The organism is Aquimarina sp. MMG015 (genome assembly GCF_018100855.1).
In the GTDB taxonomy this organism is placed as follows: Bacteria; Bacteroidota; Bacteroidia; order Flavobacteriales; family Flavobacteriaceae; genus Aquimarina; species Aquimarina latercula.
Window position 1 is genome coordinate 528,079 of sequence record NZ_JAGJEB010000001.1, and the last position, 19,827, is coordinate 547,905.

General features: G+C 33.4%; 12 protein-coding genes. 6 read left to right on the top strand and 6 right to left on the bottom strand.

Annotated features, from left to right (window positions below):
* Window positions 1–3 precede the first annotated feature (3 nt).
* Window positions 4–3,408 carry an isoleucine--tRNA ligase gene (gene ileS / locus J8L88_RS02285; RefSeq protein WP_211059827.1) on the bottom strand — a complete coding sequence of 1,135 codons (3,405 nt, stop codon included), beginning with the start codon at window positions 3,406–3,408 and terminating at the stop codon, window positions 4–6.
* A gap of 164 nt (window positions 3,409–3,572) precedes the next feature.
* Window positions 3,573–5,930 (bottom strand): TonB-dependent receptor, encoded by a 2,358-nt coding sequence (locus J8L88_RS02290; protein WP_211059828.1) that lies wholly within the window; start codon window positions 5,928–5,930, stop codon window positions 3,573–3,575.
* 117 nt (window positions 5,931–6,047) lie between these two features.
* Here J8L88_RS02290 and J8L88_RS02295 point away from each other — a divergent pair, with 117 nt between their 5' ends.
* From J8L88_RS02295 to J8L88_RS02305, 3 genes are all read left to right on the top strand, one after another.
* Window positions 6,048–6,683 (top strand): MarR family winged helix-turn-helix transcriptional regulator, encoded by a 636-nt coding sequence (locus J8L88_RS02295; RefSeq protein ID WP_118388039.1) that lies wholly within the window; start codon window positions 6,048–6,050, stop codon window positions 6,681–6,683.
* 122 nt (window positions 6,684–6,805) lie between these two features.
* A complete protein-coding gene (locus tag J8L88_RS02300) occupies window positions 6,806–7,273 on the top strand; it encodes a hypothetical protein (RefSeq protein WP_035086132.1) in 468 nt (155 codons plus the stop codon).
* Between the two features lie 47 nt (window positions 7,274–7,320).
* Complete coding sequence (locus J8L88_RS02305) at window positions 7,321–8,109, top strand: amidohydrolase (RefSeq protein WP_118388037.1); 789 nt, start codon at window positions 7,321–7,323, stop codon at window positions 8,107–8,109.
* On the opposite strand, the gene J8L88_RS02310 is transcribed toward J8L88_RS02305, so the two are convergent.
* Window positions 8,096–9,709 (bottom strand): Ig-like domain-containing protein, encoded by a 1,614-nt coding sequence (locus J8L88_RS02310; protein ID WP_211059829.1) that lies wholly within the window; start codon window positions 9,707–9,709, stop codon window positions 8,096–8,098. The two genes, J8L88_RS02305 and J8L88_RS02310, sit on opposite strands and share 14 nt — an antisense overlap.
* A gap of 58 nt (window positions 9,710–9,767) precedes the next feature.
* A complete protein-coding gene (locus tag J8L88_RS02315) occupies window positions 9,768–10,448 on the bottom strand; it encodes a ComF family protein (RefSeq protein WP_211059830.1) in 681 nt (226 codons plus the stop codon).
* 78 nt (window positions 10,449–10,526) lie between these two features.
* Between J8L88_RS02315 and J8L88_RS02320 the strand changes: the two genes are divergently transcribed.
* A complete protein-coding gene (locus tag J8L88_RS02320) occupies window positions 10,527–11,408 on the top strand; it encodes a hypothetical protein (protein ID WP_035086134.1) in 882 nt (293 codons plus the stop codon).
* Between the two features lie 142 nt (window positions 11,409–11,550).
* Entirely contained in the window at window positions 11,551–13,086 is a 1,536-nt protein-coding gene (locus J8L88_RS02325) for a glycine--tRNA ligase (protein ID WP_027394741.1), read from the top strand.
* Between the two features lie 101 nt (window positions 13,087–13,187).
* On the opposite strand, the gene J8L88_RS02330 is transcribed toward J8L88_RS02325, so the two are convergent.
* Entirely contained in the window at window positions 13,188–16,151 is a 2,964-nt protein-coding gene (locus tag J8L88_RS02330; RefSeq protein ID WP_211059831.1) for a proprotein convertase P-domain-containing protein, read from the bottom strand.
* A gap of 295 nt (window positions 16,152–16,446) precedes the next feature.
* Between J8L88_RS02330 and J8L88_RS02335 the strand changes: the two genes are divergently transcribed.
* Window positions 16,447–19,437: a GEVED domain-containing protein gene (locus J8L88_RS02335; protein ID WP_211059832.1), complete on the top strand. Its 2,991-nt coding sequence runs from the start codon at window positions 16,447–16,449 to the stop codon at window positions 19,435–19,437.
* Here J8L88_RS02335 and J8L88_RS02340 read toward each other — a convergent pair.
* Window positions 19,434–19,805, bottom strand: a complete 372-nt coding sequence (locus J8L88_RS02340; RefSeq protein WP_118388027.1) for a hypothetical protein — start codon at window positions 19,803–19,805, stop codon at window positions 19,434–19,436. The genes J8L88_RS02335 and J8L88_RS02340 overlap by 4 nt on opposite strands.
* Between the last annotated feature and the right edge of the window lie 22 nt (window positions 19,806–19,827).

The following is a 19,827-nucleotide window of genomic DNA, read 5'->3' on the forward strand; positions in this document are numbered from 1 at the left end:
CTCTTATTGTTTTTTTATTACCAATTGGGTTGCAATGTCGTCAAACGCAATTTCTGTACCATTTATTACATCTGTTGCAAATTCAATTGTATCGGTTAAGGTTTCATTCTTGATGTATGCTTCATTAGTTGCAACAGCTTCTTGTATAGATTTGTTTTCTTTTATTACAACTTCTATACGATCAGTCACTTCTAATCCACTATCCTTACGAATATTTTGAATTCTATTTACAAGTTCCCTTGCGATACCTTCTTTTCTAAGCTCTGGAGTTATGGTTATGTCCAAAGCTACAGTAAGTGATCCAGAATTTGCAACTAACCAACCCTCGATATCCTGAGAACTGATTTCTACATCATCGGTACCTAATGTAATAATTTTATCATTAATTTCTATATCAAAACTACCAGTTTGTTCAAGAATTTTAATTGATTCTTGATCAAAAGATTGTATCTTATTGGCTATCAGTTTCATGTCTTTCCCGAAACGAGGACCTAGATTTTTAAAATTTGGCTTAATTTGTTTTACTAATATACCAGAAGCGTCATCTAATAGCTCAATTTCCTTAACATTAACTTCACTTTTAATCAAGCCAGCGATGTCATTTATCTCAGCTTTGTCGGCTTCATTTAATACAGGAATCATAATTCTCTGTAGTGGTTGACGTACCTTAATTTTTTCTTTTTGACGTAAAGAAAGTACTAAAGAACATACGGATTGCGCTTTTCTCATTTTGTGTTCCAAAACTTTATCTACGAAAGAACTATCATATTTCGGGAAATTCGATAGGTGAACACTTTCAGAAGATTCTTGAGCTGAATTAGAAACAAGATCTTTATAAAGACGATCCATAAAAAATGGTGCTACTGGAGCTCCTAATTTAGCTACGGTAACCATACATGTATATAGTGTTTGGTATGCCGATATTTTATCTTTCTGATAATCACCTTTCCAATATCTTCTTCTGCTTAAACGAACAAACCAATTACTTAAATTTTCCTGAACAAAATCAGATATGGCTCTAGAAGCCTTAGTAGGTTCGTATTCGTTGTAATATTCATCGACACTTTTTATTAGCGTGTGTAATTCACTTAGAATCCATCGATCAATCTCTGGGCGTTCAGATAATGGTATATCCGCTTCTGCATAAGAGAAATTATCAATATTTGCATACAATGTGAAAAAAGAATATGTATTGTATAAAGTTCCAAAGAACTTACGGCGTACTTCAGCTATTCCTTCTAAATCAAATTTTAGATTATCCCAAGGGTTAGCATTACTAATCATATACCATCTAGTAGCGTCTGGGCCGTAAGCTTTAAGGGTTTCGAATGGGTCTACTGCATTACCAAGTCTTTTAGACATTTTTTGACCATTCTTGTCTAGTACAAGTCCATTAGATACTACATTTTTGTACGCAACATCATCAAAAATCATAGTTCCAATAGCGTGTAAGGTGTAAAACCATCCACGAGTTTGATCGACACCTTCTGCAATAAAGTCTGCTTTTCTTTCTCCAGATTCTACTTTTTCTTTATTTTCAAATGGATAGTGCCATTGTGCATATGGCATAGATCCAGAATCAAACCATACATCAATCAAATCACTTTCTCGCTTCATTGCCTTCCCTGAAGGAGAAACTAAAGTGATTTTATCAACAACATTTTTATGAAGGTCTATTTTGTCATAGTTTTCTTCACTCATGTCCCCAGTCACAAAATCTGCAAAAATATCTGCTTCCAGAACACCAGCTTCTACCGCTTTTTGCATTTCAGTTTTCAACTCTTCTACAGAGCCGATCATTATCTCTTCTTTACCATCTTCCGTTCTCCAAATAGGTAATGGAATTCCCCAAAAACGAGATCTAGATAAATTCCAATCATTAGCATTTGCTAGCCAATTACCAAATCGTCCTTCTCCCGTAGCTTTTGGTTTCCAGTTGATGCCAAGGTTTAACTCATGCATACGATCCTTAAAGTCGGTTACTTTTATAAACCAAGAGTCTAAAGGGTAATATAAAATAGGCTTGTCTGTACGCCAACAATTAGGGTAACTGTGAACATATTTTTCAACCTTAAATGCTTTGTTTTCTATTTTTAATTTGATAGCAATCTCTACGTCAATGGACTTTTCCGGAGCTTCACCATCATTGTAGTACTCGTTTTTTACATATTTTCCACCAAATTCTCCAACGTGTTTTGTGAATTTACCTTGTAAATCAACTAACGGAACTAAATTGTCGTTATCATCTTTAACGAGTAAAGGTGGAATTTCTGGAGTTGCTTGTTTGGCAACCATAGCATCATCTGCACCAAACGTAGGAGCAGTATGTACAATACCAGTACCATCTTCGGTAGTTACAAAATCACCAGATATTACTCTAAAAGCATTTTCTGGATTGTCATAAGGAGTTGCATAATCTAGTAGTTGCTCATAACGGATTTCTACTAGATCAATTCCTTTAAATTCTTTAAGGATGTAATATGGAACTTTTTTATCTCCTTCGTTAAAAGCATCTACTTCGTTTTCATTTTCCACTAAAACAAATTTTCCACCAAACTGTTTTCCAACTAGATTTTTAGCCAGAATCACATTAATCGGTTCGAACGTATACTGATTGAAAGTTTTTACAACTACATAATCAATCTTGGGCCCAACGGTTAATGCAGTATTCGATGGTAATGTCCATGGAGTAGTTGTCCAAGCTAAGAAATAAATATCACCAACCACATCTGTTAAGAAAGAAGGCAGTGTTTCTTTTTTAGATTTGAACTGTGCAACTACTGTTGTATCCGTTACATCTTGGTATGTTCCTGGTTGATTAAGCTCATGTGAACTTAATCCTGTTCCCGCTTTGGGAGAATATGGTTGTATTGTATATCCTTTGTATAATAACCCTTTCTTATAGATTTCAGAAAGTAACCACCATACGGTTTCCATATACTTAGATTTATAAGTAATGTATGGATCTTCCATATCTACCCAATATCCAATTTTTTGGGTAAGATCATTCCAGATGTCCGTATAACGCATTACGGCTTTTTTACAAGCTTCGTTATATTCTTCAACGGTAATTTTCTTGCCGATATCTTCTTTAGTAATACCTAATTCTTTCTCGACTCCTAATTCTACAGGAAGTCCGTGAGTATCCCATCCAGCTTTACGCTTTACTTGAAATCCTTTTTGAGTTTTATAACGACAAAAAATATCTTTAATAGCACGAGCCATTACGTGGTGAATTCCGGGTAATCCATTCGCTGATGGTGGTCCTTCAAAAAATACAAAAGGAGTTGCATCTTCTCGCTCAGAAATACTCTTTTCGAAAATATTATTCTGTTGCCAGAATTCTAGTATATCGTCTGCCACTTTTGGCAAGTCAAGTCCTTTATATTCAGGAAACTTCGTGCTCATTTGATCGTTCTTTCTGTTAAGTCTGCGAAAATAAGGATTTTCTATAAAAAAGAAGAGCGAAACAATACATCGATATGAATTATTTCGTATCGATGTATTGTTTTTTAACACCACCTTTACTATTTGTTAAAAAAGCAGGATGTATTTATGATCTTTTTAGTCTTTTAAAAATCTATAACAATTCCAAGACTAGGTATGATTTGGCCAGTTTCTGTTTCTATCTCGGTTAAACTTCTGGGCTCTACAATAGTTCCATTTGTATTACGAGTAAGCCCAAATTGGGTAGGTTGTGGAGCTTGCTGGGCTAATATGTTTTGTGCCTCTATAAATACATTCAGGGATAAGTTTTTAAAATTCCATTTTTTATCAATTCGTAAATCAAGTTGACTAAAGACATCTAACTTTTCCTCACCTAGCCTATCATAATCTAATATAACTTCTGGATAATTGGCAAGTGTGGCATCTTGATCTGTGGGTACAAAAGGAGTTTTACCTGCAAAACGATATCGAGCACTTATTTCCCAATTTCGTTTTAGTTTATATCCTCCCGTAAATGAAACTAGATGACTACTGTCCCATACCGAGGGGAGATATACATCTCGGTTGAAACCTGTAAATTCGCTATGAAACCAGGTATATGCAAAAATTCCGTAAAAATTGTTAGAAAGCTTTTGCTGAAATTGAAGTTCTGCCCCATAGCTTCTTCCTCTGCCAACTGTAGCAACATCTTCACTTCCTAAAATTTCAAAACCTGCTCCCTTGTTGGCAAGTGACACCCCGTCTAAAACAGAAACTGGATAATCATCATAACGTTTGTAAAACCCTTCTAAAGAGATGCTTGAAGAAGGACTAAAATCGTGTTGAAGTCCTAAAACATAATGATCGCTTACTGTATATTCTACATCTTGATTTATAAGTGTATTGTCATTGTTTCTAAAGCCTAAGATGGTATATGGAGGTATTTTATAATATCTTCCTAAAGAACCATTTAGTCTCCAGTTTTCTTTAAATTGGTATGAAAAAGAGAATCTGGGAGAGAATGTGGAGAGTAAATTATCCTCTTTCGTAAAATTATCATCATCTATTCTAAAACCAAACGATAGATCTAACTTATCATTAAAAAATGATTTTGTCATATTTGCAAATAGACCATATTTAAAGAAGTCAATTTCTGTATTAAAAATATTATTATCTGTTAGATTTATTGTTTCGTTACTATAATCAGAATATTGTGCATTAAATCCTGTGGTTAATTTCCAATCACCAAAAAATTTCGTTAATTGATATCTAAGTTTTGTTTCAGATTCAGTAGCATCATTGCTAAAAATTACACCCGTTTCGTTTTCAGGATCTTCATATCGGGTAAATTTATTGATTAATGTATTGTTACTTAGGGTAGTTTCCATAAAACCAGAGCCATCTTTAAATCTATTTTTCCAGGATAACCCAATCGCATTAGTGCGTTGGTCAATAAATGGAGCTTGTTCTAACTGAGCTTGTTGTTCAGCATCAAAATCTTCAGGTGATTCGACAGAGAAGTCATCGATTGATCCTAAGCCGATAAGACTGATATCATTGTATTTATTAATCTTATGGTTTATTTTATATTGATAATCCCAATAATTAGGTCTAAAAGGAAGTCCAATCACTTCGAATAAAAATTGAAGATAACTTCGTCTTGCAGATACTAAAAATGTAGTTTTTGATTCTTCATTTTTCTTTCCTTTAAAAAGAGGCCCCTCTAGTGTTAGTGCTGCCTCACTAGCACTTATTCTAAAATTACCACTAAAATCCTTGCTGTTTCCTTTGCGTTGACTGAATTGTAATACGCCAGAAAGTGGGTTGTCATACTGAGCACCAAAGGCAGAAGTAGATAAGGTGACATTGTCTATAAAAGATACATTAATAAGCCCCACTGGACCTCCAGAGCTTCCTTGTGTGCTAAAATGATTAATATTTGGCACTTCCATTCCGTCTAGATAGTAAACAGTTTCATTTGGAGCACCACCGCGAATTATCAAATCATTACGAAAGCCACCAATGGAAGGAGAAACACCTGGAAGTGTTTGAGCAACCTGCACAACATCATTATTACTTCCTGGATATGTAGCGATTTCTACTGCTGAGAGCGTTTGAATGGAAAGCGGTGTTTCTTTTGGTCTACTAATTCTATTTATGTTGCTGATTACAACTTCATCTAAAGCTTCTGCGGACTCCTTTAAAACGAAGTTATAAGCAGGAGTTCCTTTTGATTTAACAATGATATTAAATTTTGTTTGTGTTTGAAACCCGATATAACTGATGGTTAGGTTATAGGAACCAGGAATAATGTTTTCGATGCGATAATTACCATCAAAATCTGTTTGTGCACCTTTTTCAGTACCTTCAATAAGAACAGAAGCCCCTAGAACGGGTAGGCCTGTTTGATCTACAACATTACCGGATAGTTCCCCATATACCTGAGCTCGTATCTGATTTATAAATAGTAAAGAAAGTATTAAAGCAGTATTTTTGATATTCATGACAATAGGTTTAAAATGTTTTAAAATACATTTGTTTAATTTTTTAATACAAATATTAAACAAATAGGTATTATATAATAATAATTTTACACAATTTGGTGTTAAAAAATAGTTTTAATGAAAATTTACGAATTAATTAAGCAGTTGATAGATCTAGTAGGAGAGTTTGTGAATGAGCGAAAAAGCAATGATATACATCTAAAATCCTTTGTGAATTGGATGTCTAAGCGTATGGATCAAACTAGTGCTTCGGAAAATTATACTATTACGGGGCATAGTAGAGAAGCAGAAATAGCCGCACACATTGGTAGATTAAGTAGATATTCTAATACGTATATTAAATCGGCATTAGTTGATTTGCCATTTACTACTGATATGGATTTTGCTTTTACTGCTATTCTTCATCGATCGGGAGAGATAGGAAAAACGGATTTAATAAGAAAAATGGTGTATGATAAATCTTCTGGAATGGAGGTAATTAAGAGACTTCTCAAAAATGAAATCATAGAACAATTTCCAAATCCCGATGATAAAAGAAGTAAACTTTTGCGTCTTACAAAAAAAGGAGAAGAATATGTAATTATGGCATATGGTGAAGCAAGTAAAGCTGCAAAGGTAGTAAGTGGTTGTCTTACAGAAAATGAACAGATATCATTATTGAATACTTTGAAAAAATTAGATGATTTTCATTTACCTATCTATCTGGAAGAAGAAAAGGATTTAGAAATAATTAGGGGGAAGTATTTTTTATAAAGTAAGATAAATCTAATCTTTAAAAATCTTAGTTGTAATATCCTAATGAATTAAATGTGTAAAATCTAAATCAGTATGTTTATCGTTCCAAATGAAAAGTTATTTTTGAAATCTAAATTATAATGATGGGTTTAAAACATTCAATTCTTAAAGTACAAGCTGCCTTGGGTAATGTTAGGGCTATGGAAAAATTACACGTTGATAGCCATACAGAGGATATAATCATTAAAGTTGAAGGTACGCGGTTTGCTACCTCACAATTAAATGAAATCTATATGGACATTGTGGAGTTGGCAGGTTATTATTATGTAAAGACTATTGTCTTAGGTAGTTTTCATATTAAAACTTGGAAAGGAGCTAATCTGTTAATTGGTGGAAGGGATTTTGAGTTGAATTTGGTTTCGGATATGCAGGAGATAGAGTCTGATTTTTCAAACGTATCGAATAGAAGTATTACCCAAATAGATTTTATTATTGAAGAACAGGATCTTGATAAAATCAAACCATCGAAAATAAATTCAATAACGTTAACCTCAAAAAAGAAAACTGCTCATTTTGAAAACATTGTAATTCACGATGAAGAAGAATAGTTCGTTAAATCTTTTTTGAAAAAATGTGATTTCACTATTTTTAAACTATGAATACTACCTTAAATGTTGTTTTAATCCAATCTCATTTGGCCTGGGAAAATCCCATACAAAATAGAGCTGTTTTTGAACAAAAAATAAATGCTATTGATCAGGAAGTAGATTTGATTGTTTTGCCAGAAATGTTTACTACTGGGTTCACAATGAATGTTATCGATGTTGCTGAGTCTATGAAAGGAGAAACAATCAGTTGGCTCCAGAGGTTAGCTAAAGAAAAAGAGAGTGCAATTGCAGGGAGTATTATTGTAAAGGATGGTGAAAATTATTTTAACCGTTTTTTGTTTGTAAGTTCTGATGGGACTATTCAGAAATATGATAAGCATCAATTATTTACCCTGGCTAAAGAACAAGAAGTTTTTACGGCAGGTAATGATGAGGTAATTATCACATATAAGGGTTGGAAGATTAAACCACAAGTATGTTATGACCTTAGATTCCCTGTTTGGGCCAGAAATACTTCTGGATATGATGTGTTACTTTATGTAGCAAGTTGGCCAAAGCCGCGAGTAAATGCTTGGGATGCTTTATTAAAAGCTAGGGCAATCGAAAACATGTCATATTGTATAGGTGTTAATAGGGTAGGTCTTGATGGTAAAGGATATGAATATAATGGACATTCTGCAGTCTATGATGTGTTAGGACATTCTGTTTTAGAAGAAAACCCTGTTGAAAAAGAAACTATATTATATACAACTTTAAGTAAGTCTTATATAGAGAGAGTTCGTGAAAAATTACCATTTTTAGAGGATGCAGATTCCTTTCAGATTACTCCAAAATAAAGGTTTGTTTTAACTCCCAATTAGCTCGTACTTCTATTGCTTCTGGGAAATAAACCACTTTTTCTGGCTGGATTCCTTTAAGAAAATTACCAGTATCCCATATTCCATTTTTATTGGTATCTAAGATTACTCGTAAGTTATATTTTCCAGGGTCTAAGTTATCAAAAACAGTAGTCTCTTGTTTTGCAACTATTTTTTCAGATATAAATTTTCCTTGTTCATCAGTAACTTGAATCAATACGGGATACTCCTTTACATTTTCTAATGTAAAAAATATAGTACCATAATCTGCCAATTTCTTAGTTCTGAAATTAATACTGATAGTGTCGTTTACATTTCCTATAAAATCTTTAACAGCTTCTGGTAGTAATTGAATATTATATGCATTGCTCTCTGTTCTTTCGAAAGAAAACCTCGCCTCATTATTAATTTTATCTACTTCCATAGAAAATGGAACTTCTAAGGTATCTTTATCGGTTAATTTAATTAATTTCTCATTAACGGTTTCTATAGGTGTACTAGAATAAAGCGTAAAATCTTGGTTAAAAGCTAGGTTTCCTTTAACATTACTGCTAAGCTTTATAGAATCTTTATATTGATCTTTAAATCTTGCAACAAGGGTATCTCTGTAATTTCTGGTATTAGTCACTTCAAAAAGTAAAGAATCGGCTTCAAAAAAAGGTCTAAACCAGTAGTTCATTGTATCCTTTACTTTATCAGGAAAAATTCTAGTTTCGAAATTTTCGGGTGCCTTACTTATTAGATTAATTTTCATGTCTTCTAATTCACCTTCATATCCAAAGATAAATGCGTTTTTAGAAACTTGTTTTGGTTTAAGCGCTTTGAAATCCAAAACTTCTTCGAACAAATTTATCTTAAATGTTTTTGCTGTATCTGCAGGCAGTGAAATAATTTCATCATAAAAACCAATTTTATCTTGCTTAGGTTGATAGGTATAATTAGTAGCCGCGTCTTTAATCGCAATCAATTTATATGTTCCTTCTTTTAGGTTTTCTAAATCAAAATTAATGCTATCTAAAGTACTTGTAATATATCTTGGTACTTCATTAAAAACTAAAGAATCAGAATATTGTTCGTTTACTTCATACAAGGCAACTGTAATAAAAGGGTCTGCTTTTTTTTCTAAGGCATCTGCAATAACTCCTTTTATACTAAGTGAATCTAAAGAATCTCCTGTAGAGAATACATATTTAAAAAAAGGATTAGGATTTCCCTCATTATTGTCAACGATACTTTGACCAAAATTGATACTATATGTTGTGTTTTCTAATAAAGTATCTAAAAATTTAATTTTAAGGTATTTACTAGCTCCTCCCAAAGGTGTTATTTCTGGTTTAGGATCCATAGGAGGGGATATGATGATTTGTTTTTGTGGATCCTTTAGTTTTACATACTCATCAAAATAAATTCTAATTTCATTTCTATTAAAATTGGTTGAGTAGTTTGGAGGAATGGCTTTTACAAATTTTGGAGGGATTTCATCCTTTTCTCCACCTGTTATGGTACCCTTTTTGGCACAACCAACGATCAATAAGAAAGAAAAAGCAGTTAGTAATAACGTGTGGGATCTTTTATACATAGCTCCGTTACAATTTTTAAAGACACAAAGAAACGACTATTTATAACAAACAAAAAATCTATAGAGTGATAGCCATAGTCGCAATGCTTATTTTAATACCAGGTATTGATTTAAGAACTTGTATGCAAGCTTCTAAAGTAGCACCTGTAGTTACAATATCATCAACAATCAAAATATGTTTGTTTGCCAATAAAGACTCATTTTGTATTCCAAATGTTTCAGAAGTGTTTATCCAACGTGTATTACGACTATTTTTTGATTGTTTTTTATTGTAGGAATTTTTTTTCAAAACAAAATCAACATATTCTGCATTCAATTTTTCTGCAATCTCTTGTCCAAACTTTTCCACCTGATTGAACCCTCTTTCGCGTAATCTCTTTGGATGAAGAGGTACTGGTATTACAGTATCAATATTCTGATAAACAGAAGATTGACTTAGTTCTTGACCTAGCCAAACACCGAGTTCTTTTCCTATTTCCTCTCTACCTCTATACTTAAGATTATGAATCAAATTTTGTACTAAACTATCCTTCTCAAAGACCAATAAAGAGGTTGCATTTTCTATTTTAGCACGCCCATAAAATACTTTTTCGATCTTTTTAGCGTTAACCTTATGGAAATTACCTAAAGGAAGTTTATGTCTACAAGAAGTACATAAAATTCTTTCGTTTTTGTATAACGGGTTGTCACAGGCAGCACAATATATAGGATAAAATAAATAAGCTAAGTCGCTTAACATATTAGGTGAATTAACATTAATTATTATATTTAACTAAATTTACTATTTAACGTAACCATCAAAAATTAGAAATTTATTATGACAACTCAAAACAATAACTTGACCCTTAAGATACTAATCGGTGTTCTGGGAGCTCTTTTATTAATTCTGGGGATCTTCACGTATAAGTTTTACAACGAAGAAAAGAGAGAAAAAGCAATTTTGCAACAGGAAAAGGATTTAATTGAGAGTGAGCTTGGGGAATTAATTACAAAATATGATAATGCTATTGCTCTAAATGAAGTAATGGATGATCATTTATTAAAAGAAAAACAGCGTGTTGTTGTTTTGCTAGATAGTTTAAAAGACTATGATGCTAACGTAGCTTTGATCGCAAGATATAGAAGAGAAGTTAGTAAGTTGAAAAAAGAACGAGAAAGGTTATTTAAACTAGCGGATAGTTTAACAACTGCAAATGCGCAGTTAGCTACCGATTTAGATAGTACTTCTACAGCATTGACAGAAAGAATTGTTTTTTCCGATTCTTTAGCAACACAGAATAGTAAATTAGCTGAAATAGTAGAAAGAGGTTCTGCTCTTCAGGCTTCAGGAATTAAAGCCGAAGGAGTTAGAGTTCGTAATAGTGGAAAAATCACTACTACTTCTAGATCTAGTAGAGCAGAGAAGGTAAGAGTTTGTTTTACACTTTCACCAAATAAGTTAACCGAAAAAGGAGATAAAGAATTATTTGTTCAGGTAATCAATCCAGAAAATAATCTAATTGGAGATAAAATTTCTGTAAATTTTGACGATGCTGTATTAACATATAGTGGTCGTAATAAGGTATTTTATGAGAATGACGCCTTAGATGTGTGTGTTTTAGTAGATACTGCAGAAGGTGAATTGATGAAAGGTAATTATGTAGTAAATTTATTCTCTGGACCTAGAATGATATCTAATACACAGTTTGAATTGAAATAAGATAGTTAAACATATAAAAAATGAACCACCATGTTATTATTGATATGGTGGTTTTTTTATGTTTTTGTCAGAAATTACTTTATACGGTCATTAATTAAATAAATTCGTTTCCAATTCTTGTAAATTCGGTTATTTTTGCGCAATGGCAAATCAAGAAGATAAATTTAAAAAAGTTATAGCCCACGCTAAGGAGTATGGGTATATTTTTGGTTCTAGTGAGATCTATGATGGATTAAGTGCGGTATATGATTACGGGCAAAATGGAGCAGAACTTAAAAAGAATATTAGAGAATATTGGTGGAAAAGTATGGTGTATATGCATCAGAATATTGTAGGTTTAGATGCAGCCATATTTATGCACCCTACAACATGGAAAGCTTCAGGGCACGTAGATGCATTCAATGATCCATTAATAGATAATAAAGATTCTAAAAAAAGATATAGAGCAGATGTATTGTTGGAAGATTATGCAGAAAAACAATATCAAAAGGCTCAAAAAGAGATAAACAAAGCTAAAAAGCGATTTGGAGATTCTTTTGACGAGGAGCAATATGTTACAACGAATCCTAGAGTTGTAAAATATCTTTCGGAACAACAAAGAGTGTTGAAACGTATGGCGAAGTCTTTAGAAAACGAAGATTTAGCTGATGTAAAAGCATTGATAGAAGAGTTAGGTATTGCAGATCCCGAAACAGGATCTAAGAATTGGACAGATGTTAGACAGTTTAATTTAATGTTTGGGACAAAACTAGGAGCATCTGCAGAATCTGCTACAGATTTATTTTTAAGACCTGAAACTGCTCAAGGTATTTTTGTGAATTTTTTGAATGTTCAGAAAACTGGTAGAATGAAGATTCCTTTTGGAATCGCACAAACAGGTAAAGCATTTAGAAACGAAATAGTAGCACGACAGTTTATCTTTAGAATGCGTGAGTTTGAACAAATGGAAATGCAGTTTTTTGTTCGCCCAGGAGAAGAAATGAAATGGTATGAGTACTGGAAAGAAACACGTTTAAACTGGCACTTATCATTAGGATTAGGAAAAGAAAATTATCGTTTCCATGATCATGATAAATTAGCGCATTATGCAAATGCGGCAGCTGATATAGAATTTAATTTTCCATTTGGGTTTAAAGAATTAGAAGGGATTCATTCTAGAACTGATTTTGATCTAAAAGCACATGAAGAATTTTCTGGTAAAAAATTACAGTTTTTTGATCCTGAATTAAAAGAAAGTTATGTGCCATACGTGGTAGAGACTTCTGTAGGATTAGATAGAATGTTCTTGGCTGTTTTTTCTACCGCTTTACAAGATGAACAACTAGAAGATGGATCTAGTAGAGTAGTATTAAAACTACCTGCTGTTGTTGCACCTGTAAAGGCTGCAATTTTACCACTAGTTAAAAAAGATGGTTTACCAGAGGTTGCAGAGCAAATTGTAAAAGATCTTAAATGGAAATTCAATGTTGCTTACGATGAGAAAGACGCAATAGGACGCCGTTATAGAAGGCAAGATGCTGCAGGAACTCCAATATGTATTACTATAGATCACGATACTTTAAATGATCAGACAGTAACTATAAGAGATAGAGATACTATGGAGCAGAAACGTGTTCCGATTTCAGAACTTAAATCTATTATTTCTGAAAAAGTTGATGCAGAAAATTGGTTGAAATAAGAGTTTAACATAAGACATTTCAATACTGGAATTAAATAAATAAAAAGAGGTCTAAAAATTCAATTTTCAGACCTCTTTTTTGGGTTATAATGTAACTACAATTATCTAACTATAAATCTTTTTATTTTAGATTTGTTTTGCTTGTCTTTAATTCTTACCAAATATATACCAGCAGAAGCATAAGACATATTAAGGTCATATACATAACCAATGTTGTTTGTTTTATTTAGTCTATAATTTAATAGCCTTTGACCATTTAGGTTAAAAATATCCATTTCTAATTGATCTGTAACAGCGTCAGAATCAAATCGTATTTCGAATTGATTATTTTCTCTATAAATAATTTTTAAGTCAGTATTTGGATCTAGGTTTTCGTTAATACCAAGTGTAATATCTTCAACTTCACAGAATTCAATAGCCCAATCTAACAATTGTCCACCATCCTGATTTGCTCCATCCGCTATGGTAAGTGTCCAAGTTCCTGCAGAAGATAATCCGTTAAAATCGGCAAGATTTCCTTCTGGCTGAAAGGTTCCTGTAAAAGGTCCCGTTCCTCCTGTAATTGGATTTCCTGCTTGGTCATCAAACATAGTATTTGTGTAATTATCACTATTACCTCCGTTAACACTTGTTAATTCAACTATAGTTGTGTTATCTGGCGCTGTTAATGTAATAGTAAGATCTTCATTCCAAGTGTGTTCTATGTTAAGAGATACATTTATGTCAGAAATTATAACACTCTCTGTTATTTCTATTTCAGAAGTTATCGTTGGAGTACCACTTTCACTTATCGCAACAGGTGTTGTATTGTTTTCCGAGTTACAAGTGAAATTTTCTACAGTGGCGGTAAAACTATCATTACTAGTATTAGTGTCATTCGATAGCACTGTAGTAGCAACTATTTCATAAGACCCTGATTGTGATAGATCTGCAGTTTCTGTAAAAGTATAATCTATTGTGCTATCCGCTGCAAGTGGTCCTGCTACTGTTTCCGTAACCACAGTTCCACCGTTAATAACATAGGATACATTAAAATTTGATTGTTCTCGAGTACCGAAATTCTCTATAGTTATTGTTATTGCTTCTGTTCCCAATCCATCACTGGATATAGGTGCTGGTATGGCGATAATTCCTATATCGTTTTGAGCTAAATGATTAACTACAATAGAAGTTTGATCATTTGTGTCTAATTCATCGTTTGTTAAATTCGTAGATGCTGTGATTGTGTAAGTCTGACCTTCAGTAGATAAATCTGCTGTTTGCGTAAATGTATAAGTAGCTATACTGGAGGATTCGATAGTGCCAGTAAATGTTTCAGTTATTATAGCACCACTATCCACTTGATAAGTTACATCGAAATTAGAAATTGGAGCACTTCCGAAATTACGAATTTCAATAGTGATATCTTCTGCGTTAGTGAAGCTTCCCTCCTGAGGTATATCAATTGATACTACGCCAACATCATTTGTGTTGCTAGGAGCAATCTGAAAAACACCTGCAACATTAGCTCTATTACCTGTGGTATTTACATATTCAGTTACAAACCAGAATTTTTCTCCATTGGATGGATCTAGATCAATTTTACTGTAATCCCCATATCTTTCGGAACCAGGTATGTTTCCACCACCAGCTGCAATTAATGTTTCATCTATGGTCATTGTCCCTAAGGGATCATCTGCAAACCTTCCAGTATAATAGGAGCTTACAAAGGTATCGGTAGTACCACCCATACCAGTGTATCCCATTCCTATATTTCCGTTGTCATCCATAATTAAACTAGCGTTCCAAGCATTTTTCCCATCAGGTGAAGTATAGGTGCCTTCTTGGTAGATAGTCCACGGTTGACCATCACCAGATTGCCTTAATTCGAACCAACGTACTCCAGCAATTTCTCCAGCTCCACCATCTGTATCTACAACAAAATTGAATAAGGCCGAGTTATGAGTAGGAAATTTTCGAAACTGTGCTTGATTCATGATTGTATTTTGTAAAGCATCGATATCTTGTCCACCTGGCTGAGTAAGATTTGCAAAGGAGCCTCCATCAAAAGCTCCAATGAAAGGCGTAGTAGTTAATTCCGTGGGTTGAGAAATAGTAGAATTGGCAGGAGTTGTAAAATCTACATTAATTGTCCATATTTTGATATGATCTTCTGTAATTCCATTAAAAGCATCATCCTGCATATATACGATTGGTGCGTTTCCTGTTGCAGGTAAGTTATCATCACTAATATTAAAAGCTTGAGGAGCGTAAAAACCATCAGTAGCTATTCCTGGTAAAGGAAAACCAATAATCTGTGCGCTGGTTGCTCCCGCTAACATAGCATCTCTTTCTAGAGCAAAAACTGAATTTTGAGTATCTGCAGAACCGGAGTTTACGTTGGCAGTCATATAATAACCATCTGACCATACAGATACTTTTTGGTAATCGTCAATACCTGCGAATGAATATACAGACCAAGCGTCATTAATAGGATCTGGTCCTTGAGATACAGCGACTTCTACTGATCCATCAAAAAATAATATAGACATAACCCATCGATCAGCTGCGTTGTCATAGGATATAGTAAGGTCACAACAAACATTAGCTGCTGTAAAAATATTATTAGAAGATAAGTTACCTGTAAGTGGATTACCATCTTTATCAAAAATTCGATAACCAGTATTAAATACAGCAAGTACATGATTAGGTCCAACTGCTAGAGATGGGTCTGTAGGTTGACTATTTTGTTCTGTGGTATCAAAAACAATCTCAGGATCAAATCCAGGAACACGGGTTGTGTTGGATTTTTGTACTTTAGCTAAGATGTCATCTCCTGTAGATCCTTTACCGATAATGATTTTACCTTTAGAAGATCTGTTATCCTTGGAATATCTACCATCTCTAATCTCTTCATTTGAGTCTTTAGCTGGGATAAGTGTTTTTTTTGATCCAATAGGGGACACCACTCTCATAGAGGTGGATTTTGAATAAAAGTTAGGTTTTGCACTAGGTTTTGTTTGTGCAAAAGTCCCAAAACTAAAAAGTACGAGTAATGGGATTAATAAGAGTGAATTTTTAAACATGATTTATATTTCGTTTGATTTGTTATATAATAAACACGTATGTTGTTAAAATCCCTACCCCAGTTTTGGTTTTCATTGAAAAAATATTCTCATTCTATAATGTTTGATTATAATTATTAGGAATATGATTATTACGAGTTTTTTACATTGATAATTATAGGGTGTGGTGAAAATATTTGCACTAATGTATTCGTTAAATAAAATAGAGGCTTTATATTATTAATATCAAATATTGCAGTATTAGTTGTATTTTGACTTAAAAATTAGGATATTCCGTCATTCAAATCTTGTTATTATGCTATTGAAAAGGATCATTTTCTTTTCTTTTTTCTTTTTTTGTATAGTTGGTTTTTCTCAAAATAAAAAGACCGCTAAGGCAACTTTGGTTACTTCTTCTAATTATATGAAAGAAGTAGAGCCTTTGATTGGTAAAAAACTAATTCCTGAGATACCAAGAGAAGGAGAAGTAAATCCTAAGAGAACGGATGCGAATAAAATTGTACCCGGTAAAGGACTTCCAAAAGGACAAGACGCGCTAATAGTAAACCAAAAAAGTGCAAGTAATACTAGAAGTAATAGATCACCTTCATTGGTTTTTGAAACCAATTCTAGTACAACTTCACCATCAGATCCTACGGGAGCAATCGGTCCTAATCATTATATAAGTGCTAAAAATTCTGCTTTTGCTATTCATGATAGAAATGGAAATGTATTAGTACCTTCTACTTCTTTAGCAAATATTTTTCCAGGAGAATCACTGGGAGATCCAATAGTATTTTATGATAATTTTGCCGATCGATTCGTTATTACTCAGTTTAGTGATACACCTAATGGTTTTTTGGTTGCTGTATGTAGAGGGTCAGATCCAGTAAATGATGGTTGGTATACCTATCGTTTTAATACCGGTAGCTTTCCTGATTACACGAAATTTTCAATTTGGTCTGATGGATATTATATAACTGCTAATAAAGATCAAGGTCAACAAATGACAAGTGAAGTAGTATATGTTATAGATAGAGAACAAATGCTTGCTGGAGTTGATACTGCACAAATGGTTGGATTTCCTCTTCCAGGAGCAAGAATAGGTGGTTTTTATAGTCCGGCGTCATTCAATGCCATAGGAAGCACACTTCCTCCCGTAGGAGATGCTAAAATTATTTATTTTCAGGATGATGATTGGCAAGGAGTAAATGAAGATGCATTAAAGTTATGGACTATTAATGTGGATTGGATTAATCCACAACAATCTACAATCTCAGAGGCCGAAGAGTTAACCGTAAGTAATGGTAATATCACTTCTTTTGATTCTACATTTGATGGAGGCTCCTTTGCAAATCTTCCACAACCAGGATCAGATGGTCAAAATATTGATGTATTACAGGGAACTGTAATGTTTGCTACTAATTATAGAAGATTTTGTGATTATAATTCAGTAGTATTAAATTTTCCAGTAGATATTGATAGTCGTCAGGATTCAGATAATATAGCTGCGATCAGATGGTATGAACTTCGCCAGAGTGGTGATAATCAACCATGGTCTGTTTTTCAAGAAGGAACCTATACTTCACCTGATGGGAAAAGTGCTTGGTGTGCGAGTATGGCGATGGATATTTTTGGAAATATTGGAATGGGATATACTACTATGGGGACCATAGATAATGGAGCAAGCCAAAATAGTTTTGCTTCTATTAGGTATACTGGTCGATTAGCAGATGATCCTTTGGGAACCATGACTTTTGCCGAAGAAACAATTGCCATAGGTACCGATGTTGATAGAACTACAAGAAATCGTTATGGGGATTATGCACAGATGACTGTGGATCCATTAGATGATCAAACCTTTTGGCATATTGCAGAGTATTTTGAGAATTCAGGAAATAATGCAAGAAATATTGTAGGGGTTTTTAAAATTGCAGATAATATACCAAATGATGTCGGAGTTGTTAGTATTGATGCTCCAGAAGATGCTACTTTTACAACATCTGAAGTTATTACAATTACAATTAAAAATTTTGGGACAACAGCACAAAGTAATATTCCAGTAAGTTATTCGGTTAACGGAGGAAGTACAGTGGATGAAATTTTTACAGGATCTATTGCAGCAGGACAAACTGCATCATTTACATTTAGTGCTACGGCCGATTTAACAGTAGGAAATAGTTCTTTTATTTCTGCAGAAACGAATCAAGTGGGTGATGTAACTCCAGAAAACGATTGTACAACTAAAGAGGTTTCTAATTTGTTTTTGAATGATGTAGGAGTGATAAGTTTGGTTTCTCCTGTGTCAGGAGGAGGTCTTTCTTCTACAGAAACTGTTACGGTTTTAATAAGAAACTATGGAGGTTCTCCGCAATCTAATATTCCTGTTTTTTATGCACTTGATGGAGGAACTCCAGTTAATGAGGTTTTCACTGGAACTATTGCAGTAGGAGAATCGGCAGAATATACGTTTACAGTTACCGCTGATTTGTCAGAATTTTCAAATTATTCATTTGAAATTGGTACTGCTTTAACTACAGATGAGGATACTCTTAATGATGCCATTACAAGAGAAGTTGTTCATCAACTATGCTCACCAACATCAGATTGCTTGAGATTTGGAGATGGTTTGTCTTCTTTCGAGCTTTCTAATATATCAAACCAGAATATTGAATGTGGAGATGGTTATGAAGATTTTACCAGTATGGTAATTAATCTTGATAAGTCTATCGGTGTATACGCGCTTACTGTTCAAGCAGGTTTTGCAGAAGGTGATGCAGAACAATTATCGTTATGGATAGATTTTGATGATGATACGGTTTTTGAAGATGAAGAATTAGTAATTAGTAATCAAGTGATTTCTGAAGAAAATGTAAATCAGACTTTTCTTTTTTCATTAAATAATGACGCGCCATTAGGCACCCATTTATTAAGAGTTAGAGCTGGAGATACGAATACAAATAATGGATCTGATCTTAATGATCCTTGTGGTTCTATGCAGTTTGGTACAACTCATGACTATACTGTAGAAATAGGAGAAAATACAAACCCAAATTCTGATCTTATAGTGATTAGTCAGCCTAATAATCAATTTTTGATTACGATGAGTGATGTTAATGCAGATGATATCCTTAGGCTGAGTATTTTTACAATTACAGGAAAAACAATTGCTTCTAATCTAGTAGAAAAAGATGCTAATAGCAGATTTACGTATTTATTGGATATGTCATATGCTAGCACGGGTATTTACTTTGTTAGATTAGGAGGTGGCAAAACTGGAAAGTCCGCCAAGTTTTCTGTAAACTAATCAGTACGCTTACTTATTTCCTGTATTGATACAGGTCTTGCTTCCTTACATCTGCTTTTCATTCTTAGATCACTATATTTAACCCATACTTTTTCTGGCATGTCGTCGGTTTTAAAGAAATCTTGAATATTAATTGGATCTAACTTATCCGCATATTTTTCTACTGTAAGAATATATGAGCAGTCTTTTGATTTATTGATAGACAATGTTCCTTTGATAAAACCTTTTTCAATCATTTCTTTAGAATCTATAATTTGAGCACTTTCTTTTCCATCTTCACCTTTTTTTCCATCTGCTCCTTGAGTTGTAACGCAGCTATACGAAAGTAATGAAATTAACACGACACAAATTTTAAGAATATTTTTCATTGTTAAGTGGTTTTAGTTTTAA

Excerpts from the sequence above, each read along its gene's own strand:
- J8L88_RS02305 (WP_118388037.1), top strand. The coding sequence starts at position 7,321 with ATGAATACTACCTTAAATGTTGTTTTAATCCAATCTCATTTGGCCTGG.
- J8L88_RS02315 (WP_211059830.1), bottom strand. The coding sequence starts at position 10,448 with ATGTTAAGCGACTTAGCTTATTTATTTTATCCTATATATTGTGCTGCC.
- J8L88_RS02330 (WP_211059831.1), bottom strand. The coding sequence starts at position 16,151 with ATGTTTAAAAATTCACTCTTATTAATCCCATTACTCGTACTTTTTAGT.
- J8L88_RS02340 (WP_118388027.1), bottom strand. The coding sequence starts at position 19,805 with ATGAAAAATATTCTTAAAATTTGTGTCGTGTTAATTTCATTACTTTCG.
- J8L88_RS02325 (WP_027394741.1), top strand. The coding sequence starts at position 11,551 with ATGGCAAATCAAGAAGATAAATTTAAAAAAGTTATAGCCCACGCTAAG.
- J8L88_RS02290 (WP_211059828.1), bottom strand. The coding sequence starts at position 5,930 with ATGAATATCAAAAATACTGCTTTAATACTTTCTTTACTATTTATAAAT.
- ileS (WP_211059827.1), bottom strand. The coding sequence starts at position 3,408 with ATGAGCACGAAGTTTCCTGAATATAAAGGACTTGACTTGCCAAAAGTG.
- J8L88_RS02320 (WP_035086134.1), top strand. The coding sequence starts at position 10,527 with ATGACAACTCAAAACAATAACTTGACCCTTAAGATACTAATCGGTGTT.
- J8L88_RS02295 (WP_118388039.1), top strand. The coding sequence starts at position 6,048 with ATGAAAATTTACGAATTAATTAAGCAGTTGATAGATCTAGTAGGAGAG.
- J8L88_RS02335 (WP_211059832.1), top strand. The coding sequence starts at position 16,447 with ATGCTATTGAAAAGGATCATTTTCTTTTCTTTTTTCTTTTTTTGTATA.
- J8L88_RS02300 (WP_035086132.1), top strand. The coding sequence starts at position 6,806 with ATGATGGGTTTAAAACATTCAATTCTTAAAGTACAAGCTGCCTTGGGT.
- J8L88_RS02310 (WP_211059829.1), bottom strand. The coding sequence starts at position 9,709 with ATGTATAAAAGATCCCACACGTTATTACTAACTGCTTTTTCTTTCTTA.